We start from the raw sequence: 17,347 nt of genomic DNA, 5'->3' as shown, positions 1-17,347 counted from the left end.
GCACCATGGTCAAGGACCTGTCCATGCTCGAACGGCGCCGCCTGGGCGTCGCCCTGGCCCTGCTCGCCGAGCCCCGGCTCCTGGCCGTGGACGACGTGGACGGCGGCCTGAACGGCGAGCACCAGGCCGCCATGTGGCGCACCCTCGAACGCCTCGCCGGGGAAGGGCCCACGGTGATCGCCACCTGCGCCGACGCCGACGCGCTGGACCGGGTCGCCGGACCGGACACCCAGGGCCCCGTCCCGATCCGGCAGGACCCCGCGCACGGGCCGGACGACCCGGCGGAGCACGAGGGCGGCGCGGACGCCGGCCCCGCCCGGGCGCGCATCGACGACCTCCTCGACCGCGGGAAGGACGGTGACGGCAGTGAACAGGCATAAGAGGGGCAGACCGCGCATGCGGCCCTTCGCCGTGCCCCGGCTCGGGCTGCTCACCATGCGCTCCTTCCTGCGCTCCCCGCTGCCCGCGGCCGCGCTGGCGGCGCTCGTACTCATCCCGCTGCTCTACTCCGGCATGTACCTGTGGTCCTTCTGGGACCCGTTCGGCAGGATGCAGCACCTGCCCGTGGCGCTCGTCAACGAGGACCGGCCCGTGGAGGTGGACGGCCGGGAGATGGACGCCGGCGGCGAGCTCACCGACACGCTCCTGGAGCGCGGGGACCTCGACTGGCGCCCGGTCGGCGCGGAGGAGGCCGCGCGCGGGGTCGCCGACGGGGACTACTACGTCTCCCTCACCATCCCCTCGCACTTCAGCGAGGACCTGTCCTCGCCCTCCCGGGACCGGGAGGCGCCGGTCCAGGCCATGCTGGAGGCGCACTACAACGACTCCAACAGCTTCATCGTGCGCCAGTTGGCGGGGAGCGCGTTCAAGGAGGTCCGCGACGCCGCCGCGGCGTCGGCGATCAGCGACTACCTCGACGAGATCTTCGTGGGGTTCAACGAGATCCACGGCAGGACCGAGGAGGCGGCCGAGGGCGCCGACGAGCTGTCCGGCGGCGCGGACAGCGCCGAGGAGGGGGCCGGTGAGCTGTCGACGGGCGTGGACGACGCCCACACCGGGGCCGGATCGCTGAGCAGCGGCCTGGACGAGCTGTACACGGGCTCCCGGTCCCTGGCCGCGGGCGCCGGCACCGCGTCCGAGGAGGTCTCCACCCAGGTGGAGAAGCTGGACGGGCTGGCCGACGAATGGCTTCCCCAGCTGGAGGAGGACATCCCCGCGATCCAGGAGCGCGCCGACACCGCCGCCGAGGTCACCGGCGCCCTGTCCACGGCGCTGGAGGAGCTGCCCGAGGAGATCGACACCGCCGGGCTCTCCGAGGTCGACGTCCGGCTGGCCGCCTTCCTCCGGGAGAACCCCGGCCTGGAGACCGAGAACCCGGATCTGTACACGCTGCTGCGCGACCTCCAGGGGGCCATGGACACCGCCCTGTCCGTCGCCGGGTACGTCGACGGGAACAGGGACGACATCGAGTCGGCCGCCGAGGAGGCCGCCGCCCTCAGCGAGCGCGCGGCCGCGCTCTCCGAGGACCTTCCCGACATGGTGGACCGGGCGGAGGAGGCCCGCGACAAGGTCGACGAGCTCGACGAGGGGCTGGCCGAACTCGCCGAGGGCTCCGCGGCCCTGCGGGACGGGCTGGCGGACGCCTCCGAGGGCGCCTCGGAGCTGGATTCCGGCCTGGGCCTGCTCAGCGGCGGCGCGGGCGACCTCCACGAGGGGCTGGGCCGGCTGGCGTCGGGGTCCGGCGAACTCGCCGAGGGGCTCGACGAGGGCGCAGGGGAGATCCCCACCTACTCCGACCGGGGCCGGTCCGACGCGTCCGCCGTGATGAGCGAGCCGATCCGGCTGGACAGCGAGATCTCCAACGAGGCTCCGAACTACGGGACGGGGTTCGCCCCGTTCTTCGTCCCGCTGTCCCTGTGGGTGGGGGCGATGGTGGTGTTCATGGTGCTGCCCGCGCTGTCCTCGCGGGCCCTGGCGTCCTCGGCCCCGTCGTGGCGCGTCGCCCTGGCGGGCCGGGTCGTCCCGCTGCTGCTCGGCGTGGGCCAGGTGGCGGTCACCCTGGGCGCGCTGCACCTGTTCCTGGGACTGGAGGCCCGGAACTGGCCCCTGCTCGTCGCGTTCCTGGTGCTGACCTCGGTCGCGTTCACCGCCGTCGTGCAGTACCTCAACGTGCGGTTCGGGGCCGCGGGAAGGGTCGTCGCCCTCGCCCTCCTGGTGCTCCAGCTGACGTCGGCGGGCGGCACGTACCCGATCGAGACCAGCCCGGCGTTCTTCCAGGCCGTCGGCCCCTACCTGCCGCTGCACTGGGGCGTGACGGCGATGCGCGTCCTGCTCGGGGGCGGGGACCCGGACCTCGTGTGGAGCGCCTTCGGGGTGATGGGCCTGTGGCTGGTGGTACCGCTGCTCCTCACGTGGCTGGCCGTGGAGCGCAAGCGGGTGTGGACGATGTCCTCCCTCTACCCCGCGCTGAAGCTGTGACGGCCCGCCGTGGCGCGACCGGCGCCGGCAGCGGCAGAATGGACCGGATGAGCACGAGCACCGAACGGCCGAGGAGCGGTCGCCGAGAGGCGACCCGGCACCGCCTGTTCGAGGCGGCCGTGGGCCTGATATCCGAACAGGGCTACGGCGCCACGACCGTGGACGAGATCGCCGAGCGCGCGGGGGTCGCCAAGGGCACCGTCTACTACAACTTCGGCGGGAAGAGCGAGCTGTACACGGCGCTGATGGAGTGGGGGGTGTCCCGGCTCGCCGACACGCTGAAGGACGCGGCGCCCCCCTCCGCCCCGCCCGCCGAGGCGCTCACCGCGGTCCTGCGCGCGGGGGTGGTGTTCATCGGCGAGCACGAGGCGCTCGCCCGGCTCCTGATGGCCGAGGCCTGGCGGACCAACCAGGCCTGGTACGCCACCGTCCGCCAGATCCGCACCGAGGCGATCGGGGTCATCTCCGGCCAGCTGGAACGGCTGGCCGCGGAGGGGGCCCTGCGACAGGGGGTGGACACGGGGCTCGCGGGATCCGCCCTGTTCGGCATGGTGGTCACCGTGGCCCTGGACTGGCGTACCCTCCAACCGGAAAGGCCGGTCGAGGAGATCCACGCGACCCTGGCCCACATGACCGACGGCCTGGTCGGCGCATCGTCGTCCGCACCGGAGCACGCCTGAGAGGACGCCCCCGTGGCCGACCTGTACCCCCTGCTCCCCTTCCTGGCCGGGGCCGTGATCCTCTGGATCGTCGCCCGGGACACGCGCCTCGAACTGCGGCTCGTCCGCCACGGCATGCGCGCCAAGGGCCGGGTGATCGGCTACAACGAGACCTCGACCGCCTCGCGCATGATCGTGCAGTTCCGTACCGAGGACGGGCAGGAGGTGCACGCCGAGCACGAGAACACCGGGTGGACGGCCTCCCGCGCCGGGGAGATCGTGACGGTGGCCTACGACCCGGACGAGCCCGCCAGGGCGCGCATCGTGTCCGCGCCGTGGCTGAGCCACTGGGTGCGGGGGCTGTTCGGCGGGCTGGGCGCGATCCTGATGCTCACCGGCCTCCTCCTGGGCTACCTCGCCTGGCGCTAGACCGGCTCCCGCGGGGGCCGGGCGGGGTCGGCGGAGGCTCCGGCCGGGGCCTGCGCCCGGGGCTCGGAGTAGCGGACCAGCCGTGAGGGCAGACCGCCGTCGAGGCTGGAACGGGTGCGCACGCGCACCCCGCACACCAGGTCGGCCAGGCCCGCCCGGTCGGGCCGGACCAGGGCGGTGCACGAGTGCAGCGCGGCCACGGCGAGAGCGGCCCAGGGCAGGCCCAGGGCGACGAGCACGGCGACCGGGGCCTGGAGCAGGAGGGTGCGCAGGAGGACCCGCCGCCGGGACGCGGGGCGGGGGCTCCCCCGTTCCCCGAGGGCCAGCCCGACGGCGGCCGGGCCCGGCGTGGCGCGGTCGCTCCGCAGCTGGGGCAGGAGGACGGCGCACACGAGGGCCAGGCCCAGGAGCGCGGCCTCCCCGGTCCGCCCCCCGGCGAGGGGGAGCACGACGCCGTAGGCGTGCAGCAGTGCGGTCACGGCCGACGCCCCGAACCACCACAGGCCGAGGTCGATCAGGGCCCCCGTCATGCGCCGGTCGAGTGCGGGGTCGACGCGGTCGGGCACCGCGGCGGGCCATCCCCGGGCGGGGCCGCCGGGCCACAGGGGCAGGAGCCGGCGGGCGGCCGTCCATCCGGCCAGGGTCCCCACGACGCCCAGGGCGACCAGCAGGGCCGAGGCGGGCGCATAGGCGCACGGGTACAGGCCGAGCACGCCGGTCGCGCGCACCGCGGCGACGGAGGCGGCGAGCGCCGCCCCGATCACGAGGGTCTCCACCGCTCCCCGGCGGAAGCGGTGGCGGGCCAGGAGGCCGACCGCCGTGAAGAGTCCGAGGGCGAGGGCGGCGTCCCACGCCGTGTGCGGCGGGCCGCCGCCCGCGGAGCCGTTCCCGGTGCACAGGCCGTCGGCGGACGCGGGCAGGGGCCAGACCGCGTAGGCCGCGAGGGCGACCCCCGTGACCAGGGCGGCCGCCGTGAGGCGGCCCGGCAGCCCGTGCGGCCGCCCGTAGCGCCGGTGCTGCCCGCGCAGGTACAGCGCGGCGCCGGCGACCACCAGCAGCGGCACGACGGCGAGCGCCACCTCGACGGCGGCCTGTCCCCCGCCGAACGGTCGACCCATGGTGCTTCCCCCCGTGCTCGGGCGGGCGCGGTTGTCCCGGCGCCCTGCTCCCCCGTCCGCGCGGCCGTTCCCGCCCCGGGGACGCAACGCTAGTACGCTCTGTCGTCGGGCGGGGACCGAACCTCCGACTTCGTCCGCCGTTCCGCCCGGCTCCCGGGGCGCCTCCACCGCTCCGGCCCGGGAGGCCCGGGAACGTCACGCGAAGCAGGGTGGCCGCGCACTCTCCGCCATATGTGACGTTTGTCCCATTGTCACCATTTATTCACAGCAGGCAACACGAGCACCTCCGGCCGGAGGGTGGACATTCTCGGCCTTCATGGCAGACTGCCTTCACCAACCCGGATATTTCGGCGCTTCACGTGCGAGATACGATCCCCAACGCCGAAAAGCCGCGTTTGTGGTTACCCTGCGGTACGTCCCGCGTCCAGGGCCCCGACGGACGCCGCCCGCGGGGCAGGAGGCCGCGCGCACGCGGGCCGCGAGGTGCCGCCCCGGCGGAACCCGGCCCCCCGGGGCCCCGCACCGCAACCCCAGACCGAAGACGCGGATCGACAGGAGAACCGTGCAGGCAGTACCGAAGCGACGCGGACGGACGATCACCGCCCGTATTCGCGCAATGGTCATGATCCCCACCACCGCGCTCTTCGCGCTCTGGCTGATCCTCACCATCGCCCTGACCGGCGACGCCGTCGTCCAGCTGATCCGCGCCCGGGCCACCGAGGACCTGGTGACCCCCGCCGCGGTCGGCCTCGTGGACGTGATGCAGGAGCGGTCCCAGTCGATCGCCTACATCGAGAACCCCGGGGACGAGCAGCTGGCGGGCGACCTCGCCGAGGCCCGCGAACGCACCGACGGCACCATGGGCGTGGTCATCGGGGAGCTGATCGGCTTCGCCGACCTCGCCCCCGGCGAGGGCGGCCACCACATCCGCATGCTGCACGAGCAGTACGAGGAGATCGGCGCGCTCCGCGAGGCGATCGACTCCGGGGACGCCTCGCGCCAGGACGTACTCGACTACTACAACGAACTCGTCCTGCACGGCGCCGACAGCTTCGACAGCCAGGCCCGCAGGGGGATGGCGGGCGACTCGACCAGCCCCTCCTTCACGGCCGTGTACATGTTCCGGACCGTCGACGTCTTCGCGCGGTCCGACGCCCAGATCGCCCGCGCCTTCGCCTCCGACGAGCTGACCGCGGACGACCAGCGCGAGTTCACCGAGCTGGTCGGCGCCTACCGGAACCTCCTCGAGGGCAACGGCCACTACCTGGAGGGCGAGGGCCAGGAGGAGCGCCTGCGGGCCGTGCTGGAGGGCCCCGAGTACGCGCGGCTCCTGGAGATGCAGCAGGAGATCATCGACCGCCGGATCTCGACGGAGACGGTCACCGACCCGGTCACCCTGGTGCCCGGCGAGGTCGAGGACCTCGCCATGCCCGTGGACCAGGACGCGTGGCGGGCCGACTACGACCACGTCCTGGCCGAGCTCACCGCCCTGGGCGCCGACGAGGCCATGCACGCGGCCTCCCTCACCCGGGAGTCCGCCAACCAGGCCGTCCTCCTGGCCGTCGGGGGCAGCCTCGGCGTCGCCGCCGTCATCCTGGGCGCCTTCCTGCTGGCCCGCCGCTCCTCGCGCGTCCTCACCGAGCGCCTGCTGCGCCTGCGCGACGACTCCAACGACCTCGTCGAGAACCGGCTCCCCGACCTCATGCGCCGCCTGCACGACGGCGAGCGCGTGGACACCGACACCTCCTTGGCCGACCTCCGCACCACCGACGACGAGATCGGCGACGTCGCCCGGGCGTTCAACGCCGCCCAGCGCGCCGCCATCGACGAGGCGGTGCAGCAGACCGAGCTGCGCCAGGGCGTCAACCGCGTCTTCCTCAACATCGCGCACCGCAGCCAGACGCTGGTCCACCGCCAGCTCCGCCTGCTGGACAAGATGGAGCGCGAGCAGGAGGACCCGGACCAGCTGGCCCAGCTGTTCAAGCTCGACCACCTGGCCACCCGGTCGCGCCGCAACGCGGAGAACCTGCTCATCCTCGGCGGCGAGGCCCCGGGCCGTACATGGCACCGGCCGATGCCGCTGATCGACGTGCTGCGCGGCGCCATCTCCGAGTCCGGCGACTACACGCGCGTCAAGCGCGACCGGATCGCCCGCGTCCACCTCAACGGACCGGCCGTCGCCGACGTCATCCACCTGGTCGCGGAGCTGGTCGACAACGCCGCCATGTTCTCGCCGCCGCACACGCAGGTGCGCCTGAGCAGCGACGACGTGCCCAACGGGGTGACGATCGAGATCGAGGACCGGGGCCTCGGCATGACCGAGAGCGAGTTCGCCTCCGCGAACGCGCTCCTGGCCAGCCCGCCCGAGTTCGACGTGATGCGCCTGAACGAGAAGATGCGCCTCGGCCTCTTCGTCGTCTCGCACCTGGCCCACCGCCACGGCATCAAGGTGCACCTGCGCCCGTCGCCGTACGGGGGCGTGCAGGCGATCGTCCTGCTCCCGCACGAGCTGATCTCCGGAGACCGCACCCCGCTGCCCTCCTCCGAGTCCTCCGGCGAGGACATCTGGGAGGTGCGGGAGATCATCGACCGCGTCCCCGGCGAGCTGGAGTCCGCTCCCGTGGGCGCCAAGCCGGTCCTGACCTCGGTCTCCTCCACGGGCGAGGACGCCGCGACGGACCGCGGGGACGGCCCGGACGACGGCGGCCCCGCGGACGGCGGCATGCCCGACGACCTCCTGGGCCCCGACGGCGGGGACGCCCTCCTCACCGCCCCGCCCGCCGACGACCGCCCGGCCCTCCCGACCCGCAGGAAGAACATCAGCGCGGTCCCCGCCCCCGGCGCCGCCCCCGCCGGCGCCCCGGAGACCGCCGTCGAGGCCGGCGGAGGACGGCCCCCGCTGCCCAAGCGGCGCCCCCAGGAGAACCTGGCGCCGCAGCTGGCGACCGACCCCGGGGCCGGCATCCGGACCGGGCCCGCCTCCGGCGCCTCCCCCGGTGAGGCCCCCGACAGCGGGGAGCGACTGGCTCGTCTGCGCCGGAACATGTCCGCGTTCCAGAAGGGGACGGACCGCGGACGGCGCGATGGCAAGCAGCAGACCAACGACACCGACAAGGACGCCTAACCGTGACGAGTACTCCCGAAGGCGCCGCGCACGACAACGGAAACGGCGCTGCCAAGAAGGACATCGACTGGCTGCTCGACGAGCTGCTCGACCGCGCCGTCGGCTCCCGGCACGCGATCGTGCTGTCCGCGGACGGCCTCCTGATCGGACGCTCCCACGACCTGGTCAAGGAGGACGCCGAGCACCTGTCCGCGGTGGCCTCCGCGTTCCAGAGCCTGGCCCGCGGCACCGGCCGCCACTTCGGCGGCGGCGAGGTCCTCCAGACCGTGGTCGAGATGGAGAGCGCCTACCTGTTCGTCACCGGCGCGGGCCGCGGGGCGTGCCTGGCGGTGCTCGCCGACGAGAGCGCCGACGTCGGACTCATCGCCTACGAGATGAACGTCCTGGTCGAGCAGGTGGGACGGTATCTGGACGCCGCCCCCAGGCACGAGGGCGCCTCCGGGGAAGCCACGCGATAGGGGACGGCCATGCAAGCGCACAACGAGATCCCGCACGGCGGGATACCGCAGGGCCTGCCGGGGCGCGACGCGGTCGGCGGGTACGGCGCGGGTTCGCCCGGGAGCCCCGGCGCCGCGGCCACCCCGGCGGGGTCCGGGGCGCCCGGCCACCAGGACGCCGGTCCGCTCGTCCGCCCGTACGTGATCGCGCAGGGCCGCGAGCACGCGGACACCGTGCGGCTGGACATGATCAGCGTGGTGATCGCGGCCAAGCGGGCCGAGGTCGACGAGATGGCCCTGGAACCGGAGCAGCTCCGGATCCTGGAGCTGTGCCGCCGGCCGCAGTCGGTCGCCGAGGTGTCCGCGCACCTGGACATCCCGGTGGCCGTGGTCAAGGTTCTGCTGAGCGACCTCCTCAACCGCGGCCTCGCGTTGGCCCGTGCCCCCTACACAGCTAAGAGCCCGGTGAGCCGGGACGTACTCCAGGCGGTTCTCGATGGCATCCAGCGACTCTGACGACACGCAGACGATCGTTCCCTCCGCGCTGAAGATCCTGATCGCCGGAGGTTTCGGCGCCGGAAAGACCACGTTGGTCGGGTCCGTCAGCGAGATCGCCCCGCTGAGCACCGAGGAGGTGATGACCGAGGCCAGCTACGGGGTCGACGACCTGTCCGGGGTGGAATCGAAGACGACCACCACGGTGGCGCTGGACTTCGGCCGCATCACGATCAACTCCGCCCTGGTGCTGTACCTCTTCGGCACCCCGGGCCAGGAGCGCTTCTGGTTCATGTGGGAGGAGCTGTCGGAGGGCGCGCTGGGGGCCGTCGTCCTCGCCGACACCCGCCGCCTGGAGACGTGCTTCGCCGCGGTGGACTTCTTCGAGCGCCGCGGCGTGCCGTTCATCGTGGCGGTGAACTGCTTCGACGACTCCCACGCCTACGAGCCGGGCGAGGTCCGCGACGCGCTGAGCCTCGACCCGGCGATCCCGGTGGTGCTGTGCGACGCCCGCGAGCGGGAGTCGTCCAAACAGGTCCTGCTGACGCTGGTCAACCGGGTCGCCGAGCGCATGGCGGCCTGAGGCGCGCGGACGCGGAAGGGGCGGGGGGCGGTCGCCCTCCGCCCCTTCCGCGTACCGGCGGACGCCGGCACGGCACTGATCGGGGAACGGTCCGGACACGGTTCGGATCCGGACCGGCACGGAGGGCACCGGGCCCGGTGTACACACGGGCTCCCCGGGTAAAGTGCGCCCCGTGGAGCGCCGTCGTGCGCTGCGCACCCGCAGACCATGGACCCGTCTCGGGCGGGCCCGCACGAAGGCGACTGGAGTACTCCATGAAGCGGTTCGAGTGGCGAGACACGATCCAGGCCCTGGACGCCGAGGCCGACTGCGAGCGCATCGTGCGCATCCTGGGCGCCCACGAGTTCCCGTGGGACTTCGAACAGGCCCTGGGCCTGGCGCTGTACCGGACCTACGCCGTTCCCAGCATCGGGGAGCTCCTCGCGCACACCCGCGAGTTCACGGAGCGCACCCAGCACCGCTACGACGACACCGCCCTCATCCTCAACGACATCATGGAGCACGGGTTCGGCCCGGGGCGCGGCCGGGACGCGCTGCGGCGCATGAACCAGATGCACCGCTCCTACGACATCGGCAACGACGACTACCGGTACGTGCTCAGCACCTTCGTCGTGATGCCGGTGCGCTGGCTCAACGACTGGGGCTACGGCTGGCGCAGGCTGACCGACCACGAGATCGCCGCCGGCACCAACTACTACCGCAAGCTCGGCAAGCACATGGGGATCAAGGACATCCCCGGGACCTACGAGGAGTTCCGGGACCTCCTCGACTCCTACGAGCGCGAGCACTTCGCCTACACCGAGGGCGGCCGGGCGGTCTCCGACTCCACGCTCGGCCTGATGGCGGACTTCTACCCCGCCTGGCAGCGCCCCCTGGTGCGCCCCTTCACCAAGGCCCTCCTGGACGACCGGCTGATCAAGGCCTTCGGCTACCCGGAGCCGTCGGCCGCGTGGCGCCGGCTCGGCTCGGGCGCGCTGAAACTGCGGGCACGCGTGGTGCGGCTGATGCCGCCGCGCGAGAAGCCGCGCTGGGCCCGGGAGAGCGCGAACGTCCGCAGCTACCCGGAAGGCTACGAGCCCTCCCGGATCGGCACCTTCCCCCAGGGGTGCCCGGTCCCGCACGGCATGCTCACCCGGGAGGTGGCCCCCACCGGGGCACGGGTCCCGGCGCCCGGCCAGGCGGTCGCCCCGGCGGGCTCCGCCCCCGGAGCCGTCGACGGACCGGAGGCCCCCGGCCCCGCCGGGGCCGCGGGAACCCCCGGGCAGTAGCCGTCCGGGAGTGCACCCGCCCGTCCGCGCGCCCCCTCGCGCCCCAGGCCGCCGCCCCGACCCCCCGCCCCCTCCCGAAGGAACCTCCCTTGAAACGTTTCGACTTCCGCGACGAGATCCACCGCTTGGACGCCGAGGCCGACTGCGTGCGCATCATGCAGATCCTCAACTCCCACGAGTTCCCGTGGGACATGGGACGCGCCCTGGGGATCGCCCTGTACCGCACCTACGCCGTCCCCAGCATCGGCGGGCTGCTCGGCAGGACGAACGAGTTCACCGGCAGCACCCAGAAGCGCTACGACGACACCGCGCTCATCCTCGGCAACATGATGCGGCACGGGTTCGGCCCCGGGAAGGGACGCGACTCCCTGCGCCGGATGAACCAGATGCACCGCTCCTACGACATCGGCAACGACGACTACCGGTACGTGCTCAGCACCTTCGTCGTGATGCCCGTGCGCTGGCTCAACGACTACGGCTACGGCTGGCGCAGGCTGTCGGACCACGAGGTCTCCGCGATCACGCACTACTACCGCAGGCTCGGCAAGTACATGGGGATCAGGGACATCCCCGGGACCTACGAGGAGTTCCGGGACCTCCTCGACTCCTACGAGCGCGAGCACTTCGCCTACACCGACGCCGGGCGCGCCGTCTCCGACTCCACCCTCGACCTGATGGTGACGTTCTACCCGCCGCGCGTGGCCGGCCTGGCGCGCAGGTTCTCGATGGCGATCCTGGACGACTCGCTCATCGAGGCCTTCCGGTACGAGCCGCCGAGCCGGGCCTGGCGCAGGTCGGCCGACCTGGCGCTGAAGCTCCGCGCCAAGGTCGTGCGCCGCATGAGGCCGCGCGAGGAGCCGCTGTGGGCGGACATGAACCCCAACATCCGCAGCTACCCCGAGGGGTACGACGTCGACCGCATCGGCACGTTCCCGGCCGGGTGCCCGGTGGCGCACGACGTGGACCCGGTCGGCCACGCCGAGCTGTACGGCGGGGACGGCGGGACGGCCGGCGGCGGGACCGCCTCCGGGCAGGGCCCGGCACCCGCCTCCGCGGAAGGACGCGCGTGACCACGGCCGTCGGCCCCGCACCCGGCGCCGCGCCCGCCGGGGGGACCGGGACGCTGCCCCGCTCGGTGCACGCCTGGTACGGCAGCGGCGCCGTGGCCACAGGCATCTTCAACACGGTCCCGGGGCTGCTGCTGCTCATCTACCTGACCGACACGCTCGCGGTGGGCCCCGCCCTGGCGGGGCTGGTGGTCCTCCTGCCCAAACTGGTCGACCTCCTGGTCAGCCCGTACATCGGTATCCGGTCGGACAGGACCCGCTCCTCCTGGGGGCCGCGCCGCCCCTGGATGCTGGCGGGCGCGCTGACCCTGCCCGTGCTGTTCGGCGCCATGTTCGCCGGCCCTCCCCTGGAGGGGAACGCCGCCGCCCTGTACGTGGCGGTCGTGTTCGTGGCCGCGGCCCTGGCGTCGTCCGTGTTCCAGGTCCCGCACGCCGCCCTGCCCGGGGAGATCACCTCCGACTACCACGAGCGGTCCACGTTCAACACGTGGCGGACCGCGTTCGTGGGGCTCGCGCTGATGCTCGGCGGAGCGCTGGCGCCGGTCCTCCAGTCGGCCCCCGGCGACGAGGTGGCCGGGTACCGGCTCATGGGCCTGGTCATGGGGGCCGTGGTGCTGGTGTCGATGCTCGGCGCCGTGATCGGCACCCGGAGGGCGCCGCGGACGGTCTTCCCGCACCGCACCGAGGGCCTCCCGGCCCAGCTGCGCGCGGCGTTCGCGCACCGGCACTTCCGCGTGCTCTTCCCCGCCAACCTGCTGATGGCGGCGGCGGGCGGCACCATGGTCGCCGGGGTTCCGTACGTGACGGCCAACGTCATGGGCGAGCCGCGCTACACGAGCGTCCTGATGGTGTGCGTCCTGGTGCCGCTGATCGCGTCGGCGCCGCTGTGGAAGCGGCTGTCCGTGCGCGTGGACAAGCGCCGTGCCGCGGGGCTCGCGGCGGCGGTGTTCTCCCTGGGCGGCCTCGGACTGCTGCTCATCCCGGTCTGGGGCCTCCCCGGCGCGGTCCTCTCCTCCGTGCTGGTGGGCGTGGGCCTGTCCGGCACGACCCTGCTGCCGTGGTCGATGCTGGCCGACTGCATGGCGGACACGCACGGCTCGGGGCGGCGCCAGAGCGGTGTGCTGTCGGGCGTGTGGACCTCGGGGGAGGCGATGGCGCAGGCGGTCGGGACGGGCCTCCTGTCGCTGTCCCTGGCGCTGAGCGGCTACGTGGAGTCGGGCGCGGGCGAGGCCGTGCGCCAGAGCGACGAGGCGCTGCGCGGCATGCTGGTCGGCAGCACCCTGGTGCCCGCCGCGGTCATGCTGTGCTGCCTGGTCCCCCTGGCGTTCTACCGGCTGACCGCCGACGGGCTCCGGTCGGAACCGGGGGACGCCCGGTCCGACCCGCCGGTCCCCTCCGGCCCCTGACCCGGGTGCGCTCCCGGCCTTCCCCGCCGGGAGCGCGCCTCCCCCGGCTCAGCGCCCCAGGCGCCGCCACAGCGCGCGGGGCATCAGCCGCATCCCCGCGAAGAGCGGCCGGAGCACGCGCGGCGCCCACACGGTGGTCGCCCCCGAGCGCAGTCCGGAGGCCACCGCCTCCGCCACCTGGCCCGGCGTGGCCGGGAACGGCGCGGGGTCCACGTGGGCGGACATACGGGTGGGCACGTATCCCGGCCGCACCACCAGCACCCGCGCGCCGGACCCGTGCAGGGAGTCGGCGAGCCCCTGGGCGAAGCCGTCCAGACCGGCCTTGGCCGACCCGTACACGTAGTTGAACCTGCGGACCCGCACCCCGGCGACGGAGGACAGGACCACCAGGGCGCCGTGCCCCTGCTCGCGCAGGCGGGCCGCGACGGCCAGCCCCGCGGAGACGTGCCCCGTGTAGTTCACGGCGGCGGCCCGGGCCGCGGAGGCCGGGTCCGCCTCGTACGCCGCCTGGTCCCCCAGCACGCCGAACGCGTCCACGACCACGTCCAGGTCGCCGACCAGGCCGACGGCCTCCGCGACCGTGCCCGTGTGGGCGTCGGGGTCGCCGGCGTCGAACTCCACCGAGTGCACGGAGGCGCCGAGCTCCGTGAGCGCGCCCGGCGGGGGCTCCGCCCCGCCGCGCGCGGCCAGCACCACCTCCCGGGCGCCGTCGCGGACCAGCCGCTCGACGATGGCGAGGCCGATCTCGCTGCGTCCGCCGAGCAGCAGCACGGTGCGTACCCGTCCCACCGAGTCGCGCATGGGTTCCCTCCGGTCGTGTGGGGTGTCGTGGTGTGCGGGGGGCGTCCGGTGTCCGCGCGGCCCCGCGTCGGCGCCGGGCCCGGCGGTCAGACGAGCCGCAGGCGGCGGGCGAGGTCGGAGACGAGCACGCCCCCGGGGTCGGCCCGGTCCCGCACCCTCCGCCAGGCGGGCAGCTCCGGGTACATCGCGTGCACGGTCTCGGCGCGCGCCCTGCTGTCCTTGGCCAGGTACAGGCGGCCTCCGGCCTCCAGCAGTCTCTCGTCGAGGGCGTCGAGCAGGCGGCCGAGGCCGGGCAGGTCGGCGGGCAGGTCCACGGCGAGGGTCCATCCCGGCCGGGGGAAGGACAGCGGGCCCGGGGTGGGCTCCCCCATGCGCTTGAGGACCGCCAGGAACGACGGGGCGCCCGCCCGGGAGAGCCGTTCCATGACGGCGGCGAGGGCGCCCTCCGCCCCGAACGGGACGACGAACTGGTACTGCACCAGCCCGCGCGGACCGTACATGCGGTTCCATCCCCGCACCGCGTCGAGCGGGTGGAAGAACCCGGCGAGCGGCTGCGCCTCGCCGCGCCTGCGCCGGGGCGCGGCGCGGAGGTAGGCGGCGTTGAAGGCCCCCACCGTCCACCGGTTGAGCAGCCCCGGCGGCGCCCAGGGCGGCGCCGCCAGGACCGTGCCCGGCCGGTGCCTCAGCGGCTCGCGCCGGAGCGTGGAGGGGAGGTCGCCGATCCGCGCGTGGTCGGCCCGGGTGAACACGCCCCGGCCCATCGCGCCGCCCGCGGCCAGCAGGTCGACCCAGCAGACCGAGTAGCGGCGGTCGGATCCCGGGCGCGACATCAGCTCCAGGGTGGCGTCGAGTCCGGCGGTCCGGTCGGTGTCCACCCTCATGTACGCCGTCTCGACCGGGAACACGGCCAGCGTGGCCTCGGTGACCACACCGGTCAGCCCCATGCCGCCGACGGTCGCCCAGAACAGCTCGGACCCGTCGCCCTCCGGCCCCAGCGCGCGCGCCCTCCCGTCGGGGGTCACCAGGGTCAGCGCGCGCACGTGGGCGCCGATCGAGGAGTCGGCGTGGTGGTTCTTGCCGTGGACGTCGGCGGCGACCGCCCCGCCCAGGGTGACCTGGCCGGTCCCCGGGGCCACGGGGACGAAGTACCCGTGCCGGAGGAGGTGGGCGACGAGCCCGCCGAGGGTGGTCCCCGCCGGGGCGGTGGCCTCGCCGCGCGCGGTGTCGAGCCGGATCGGGCCGGTCAGCGCGGTGCAGTCCAGGACCAGCCCGCCGGCGGCCTGCGCGGCGTCGCCGTAGGAGCGGCCCAGTCCGCGGGCGAGGGCTCCGCGCGCTCCGGCCCGCGAGAGCGCCTCGGCGACCTGTTCGGCGGTGCGCGGCCGCGCCACGCGCGCGGCGGTGGGGGCGGTGCGGCCCCAGCCGGTGAGGAGGGCGGGGCGCGTCCCGCCGCGGGCGGGCGCACGGTCCGGCGGCGGTGGACTCACAGGTGGATCCCCAGTCCGACGAGGGCGGCGAGCGACACGAGGGTCACCTGGAGGGGGCGGTCGCGCAGGGCGATCTCCTCGGGTTCCTCCCCGGCCCCCCGGTCCACGAGCAGGTTGTAGCGCAGGACGAACATGATGAACGGAACGATACTCACCGCGTGGAACACGGGCTGCGACGCGTCGCCCCGGTCCAGGGCCCACAGGCAGTAGGTGACGATCATCGCCGCCGACGCCATGGTGCGGGTCTGGGCCAGGTAGGTGACCGTGTACCCGCGCAGGGTCTCCCGCACCGGCGCGGCGGCCGACGCGCCCGCGTCGCGGAACGCCCGCAGCTCGGCCTCGCGCTTGCCGACCACGACGAGCAGTGCGGCCAGCGACACCACGATGACGAACCAGGAGGTCAGCGGCACGCCGACCGCGGCTCCGCCCGCGGCGGCGCGCAGCACGTGGCAGGCGGCGACCACGACCAGGTCGCACACCACCACGTCCTTGAGGCGGCGGGTGTAGGCCAGGGTGAGCAGGACGTATCCGGTGACCAGGCCCGTCAGGAGCGGATCGCCGAGGGCCAGGGAGGCCAGCGGGGCCGCCGCGCCCAGGACGGCTCCGGCCGTGACGGCGACGGGGACCGGGAGCGCGCCAGAGGCGACGGGCCGGTGGCTCTTGCGCGCGTGCGCGCGGTCGCGGTCGGCGTCGTGGACGTCGTTGAGCAGGTAGGTGCCGCTGGCGGCCGCGCAGAACAGCGCGAACACCGCGGCGCAGGTCAGCAGCGCGTCGGGGCTCCCCAGGGCCCCGGCCGCTCCGGGGGCCGCCAGGACCAGGAGGTTCTTGATCCACTGCCGGGGCCGGCAGGCACGGACCAGCGCGCGGGCCGTGCCCAGGAGGTCGCGCGGGCTCCCCTGGACATCGGGGCCTCCGGGTGTGCCGTCGCCCGCGTGCCCGGTCCGCTCCGCGCTCCGCGTCACGGGCGCCCCGGCTCCGGGACGGGCGCACCGGCGCACCCTCTCGGGCACGCCGGTGAGGGCCGGGGGCGGAGTGGGGGGCGGGGGTCAGTTGTGGTGGTCACTGCGGCGGCCTGAGACGTACAGGACGACGGCGATGCCCACGAAGCCCACGCCGACGACGAGGAAGGCGATCGGGAGGGTGGTGTGCAGCAGCGGCAGCACGGTGCGGCCCTGCTCGGAGTTGGCGACGGCGTTGCGGACCGACTCGTCGTCGAAGACGAGCTCGGCGTCCAGCAGGGTCAGGACCTCCTCGCCGTCCACGACGACGACGCGGTTCTGGTCCTCGCTGACCTTGAGGGGCGATCCGGTGGTGGGCTCGATCCAGTAGGTGCGGGTGATGGAGAAGACCTCGTCCCCGGTGACGTCCCCGTCGCCCTCCAGGCCGGCGACCGAGCGCGGGAGGGTGCGCTCGTCGATGACGGTCGGCTCGACGGTCTGGACGAACCGGTAGGCCTCGACGCCCTCGACCGCCTCGACCCCCTGGAACTCCATGGGGACGACCTCCTGGACGGTGGTCTCGTAGAAGTCGTAGTCCCGCTGCTCGGTGAAGAACGGGAACTTCCAGGCCTGCCCGCTCTGGACGACGGACTCCTCGTTGACCATGGAGTCGCAGCAGTCGACGGCCTCGCCGGTGACGCGGTCGTGTCCGGCGCGGCGGCTCGTGGAGCTGATGCCGAAGTCGGTCTCGGCGTCCTTCAGCCAGGTGAACTGGTCCCACACCACGATCTCGTCGGTGCTGGAGGCCACGTCCGCGCGGATCGTCGCGTGGGCCTCGAGGGTGGCGTCCTCGACGAGTTCCACGTCCTCGATGTTGAAGTAGGTGGCACCTTCGGCGACGTTGACTGTCTCGCTGTAGTAGTCCAGGGGAGTCTTCATCAGGGAGCTCGACATCCACGTGCGCATCATGGGTGCGGCGGCGAGAAAGAAGACTCCAAACGCGATGAGAACGACCGCAACGGTACGGCGCATGTGCCCTCCTGGGCGGATGAGAGTCCAG

16 protein-coding genes are annotated in these 17,347 nt (G+C 74.0%); 11 read left to right on the top strand and 5 right to left on the bottom strand.

Features of this window, described 5'->3' with window-relative positions; genetic code table 11:
• The 4 genes from ABZ234_RS16245 to ABZ234_RS16230 all read left to right on the top strand — a co-directional run.
• Positions 1 to 380, top strand: a 380-nt coding sequence (locus ABZ234_RS16245; RefSeq protein WP_355012574.1) for an ABC transporter ATP-binding protein, incomplete at its 5' end; no start/stop codon positions are given.
• A 16-nt stretch (positions 381 to 396) separates the two neighbouring features.
• Positions 397 to 2,478 (top strand): YhgE/Pip domain-containing protein, encoded by a 2,082-nt coding sequence (locus ABZ234_RS16240; protein WP_355012573.1) that lies wholly within the window; start codon positions 397 to 399, stop codon positions 2,476 to 2,478.
• 38 nt (positions 2,479 to 2,516) lie between these two features.
• Entirely contained in the window at positions 2,517 to 3,158 is a 642-nt protein-coding gene (locus ABZ234_RS16235; RefSeq protein WP_267946399.1) for a TetR/AcrR family transcriptional regulator, read from the top strand.
• 12 nt (positions 3,159 to 3,170) lie between these two features.
• Positions 3,171 to 3,566 (top strand): DUF3592 domain-containing protein, encoded by a 396-nt coding sequence (locus ABZ234_RS16230; protein ID WP_267946400.1) that lies wholly within the window; start codon positions 3,171 to 3,173, stop codon positions 3,564 to 3,566.
• Here the strand turns inward: ABZ234_RS16230 and ABZ234_RS16225 are convergent.
• Positions 3,563 to 4,684 carry an antibiotic resistance protein VanZ gene (locus ABZ234_RS16225; RefSeq protein WP_355012572.1) on the bottom strand — a complete coding sequence of 374 codons (1,122 nt, stop codon included), beginning with the start codon at positions 4,682 to 4,684 and terminating at the stop codon, positions 3,563 to 3,565. The two genes, ABZ234_RS16230 and ABZ234_RS16225, sit on opposite strands and share 4 nt — an antisense overlap.
• Positions 4,685 to 5,306: 622 nt before the next feature.
• Here ABZ234_RS16225 and ABZ234_RS16220 point away from each other — a divergent pair.
• The 7 genes from ABZ234_RS16220 to ABZ234_RS16190 all read left to right on the top strand — a co-directional run bounded on the left by ABZ234_RS16220 (position 5,307) and on the right by ABZ234_RS16190 (position 13,064).
• Positions 5,307 to 7,808 carry a nitrate- and nitrite sensing domain-containing protein gene (locus ABZ234_RS16220; RefSeq protein WP_355012571.1) on the top strand — a complete coding sequence of 834 codons (2,502 nt, stop codon included), beginning with the start codon at positions 5,307 to 5,309 and terminating at the stop codon, positions 7,806 to 7,808.
• Between the two features lie 2 nt (positions 7,809 to 7,810).
• Entirely contained in the window at positions 7,811 to 8,266 is a 456-nt protein-coding gene (locus tag ABZ234_RS16215; protein WP_267946403.1) for a roadblock/LC7 domain-containing protein, read from the top strand.
• Between the two features lie 9 nt (positions 8,267 to 8,275).
• Positions 8,276 to 8,761, top strand: a complete 486-nt coding sequence (locus tag ABZ234_RS16210) for a DUF742 domain-containing protein (RefSeq protein ID WP_355012570.1) — start codon at positions 8,276 to 8,278, stop codon at positions 8,759 to 8,761.
• Positions 8,742 to 9,323: an ATP/GTP-binding protein gene (locus tag ABZ234_RS16205; RefSeq protein WP_344176392.1), complete on the top strand. Its 582-nt coding sequence runs from the start codon at positions 8,742 to 8,744 to the stop codon at positions 9,321 to 9,323. The genes ABZ234_RS16210 and ABZ234_RS16205 overlap by 20 nt, the downstream gene beginning before the upstream one ends.
• Before the next feature lie 254 nt (positions 9,324 to 9,577).
• Entirely contained in the window at positions 9,578 to 10,591 is a 1,014-nt protein-coding gene (locus tag ABZ234_RS16200) for an oxygenase MpaB family protein (RefSeq protein WP_355012569.1), read from the top strand.
• A gap of 89 nt (positions 10,592 to 10,680) precedes the next feature.
• Positions 10,681 to 11,661, top strand: a complete 981-nt coding sequence (locus ABZ234_RS16195) for an oxygenase MpaB family protein (protein ID WP_355012568.1) — start codon at positions 10,681 to 10,683, stop codon at positions 11,659 to 11,661.
• Positions 11,658 to 13,064, top strand: a complete 1,407-nt coding sequence (locus tag ABZ234_RS16190; protein WP_355012567.1) for an MFS transporter — start codon at positions 11,658 to 11,660, stop codon at positions 13,062 to 13,064. Before ABZ234_RS16195 ends, ABZ234_RS16190 begins: the two co-directional genes overlap by 4 nt.
• Positions 13,065 to 13,112: 48 nt before the next feature.
• Here ABZ234_RS16190 and ABZ234_RS16185 read toward each other — a convergent pair whose 3' ends face one another.
• The 4 genes from ABZ234_RS16185 to ABZ234_RS16170 all read right to left on the bottom strand — a co-directional run bounded on the left by ABZ234_RS16185 (position 13,113) and on the right by ABZ234_RS16170 (position 17,319).
• The gene (locus tag ABZ234_RS16185; protein ID WP_344176400.1) at positions 13,113 to 13,865 is read right to left on the bottom strand and encodes an SDR family NAD(P)-dependent oxidoreductase; all 753 of its coding nucleotides are present in this window, start codon (positions 13,863 to 13,865) and stop codon (positions 13,113 to 13,115) included.
• A gap of 86 nt (positions 13,866 to 13,951) precedes the next feature.
• Positions 13,952 to 15,349: an FAD-binding oxidoreductase gene (locus ABZ234_RS16180; RefSeq protein WP_355012566.1), complete on the bottom strand. Its 1,398-nt coding sequence runs from the start codon at positions 15,347 to 15,349 to the stop codon at positions 13,952 to 13,954.
• Positions 15,346 to 16,227 carry a decaprenyl-phosphate phosphoribosyltransferase gene (locus tag ABZ234_RS16175; RefSeq protein WP_355012579.1) on the bottom strand — a complete coding sequence of 294 codons (882 nt, stop codon included), beginning with the start codon at positions 16,225 to 16,227 and terminating at the stop codon, positions 15,346 to 15,348. Before ABZ234_RS16175 ends, ABZ234_RS16180 begins: the two co-directional genes overlap by 4 nt.
• 168 nt (positions 16,228 to 16,395) lie before the next feature.
• Positions 16,396 to 17,319, bottom strand: coding sequence for a DUF3068 domain-containing protein (locus ABZ234_RS16170; RefSeq protein ID WP_267946412.1), 924 nt, complete (start codon positions 17,317 to 17,319; stop codon positions 16,396 to 16,398).
• Positions 17,320 to 17,347 lie beyond the last annotated feature (28 nt).

It is taken from the genome of Nocardiopsis sp. NPDC006198, assembly GCF_040613895.1.
Taxonomy (GTDB): Bacteria; Actinomycetota; Actinomycetes; order Streptosporangiales; family Streptosporangiaceae; genus Nocardiopsis; species Nocardiopsis tropica.
Note: the sequence above shows the minus strand (reverse complement) of the source record. Positions and strands in the feature narration are given on the sequence as shown.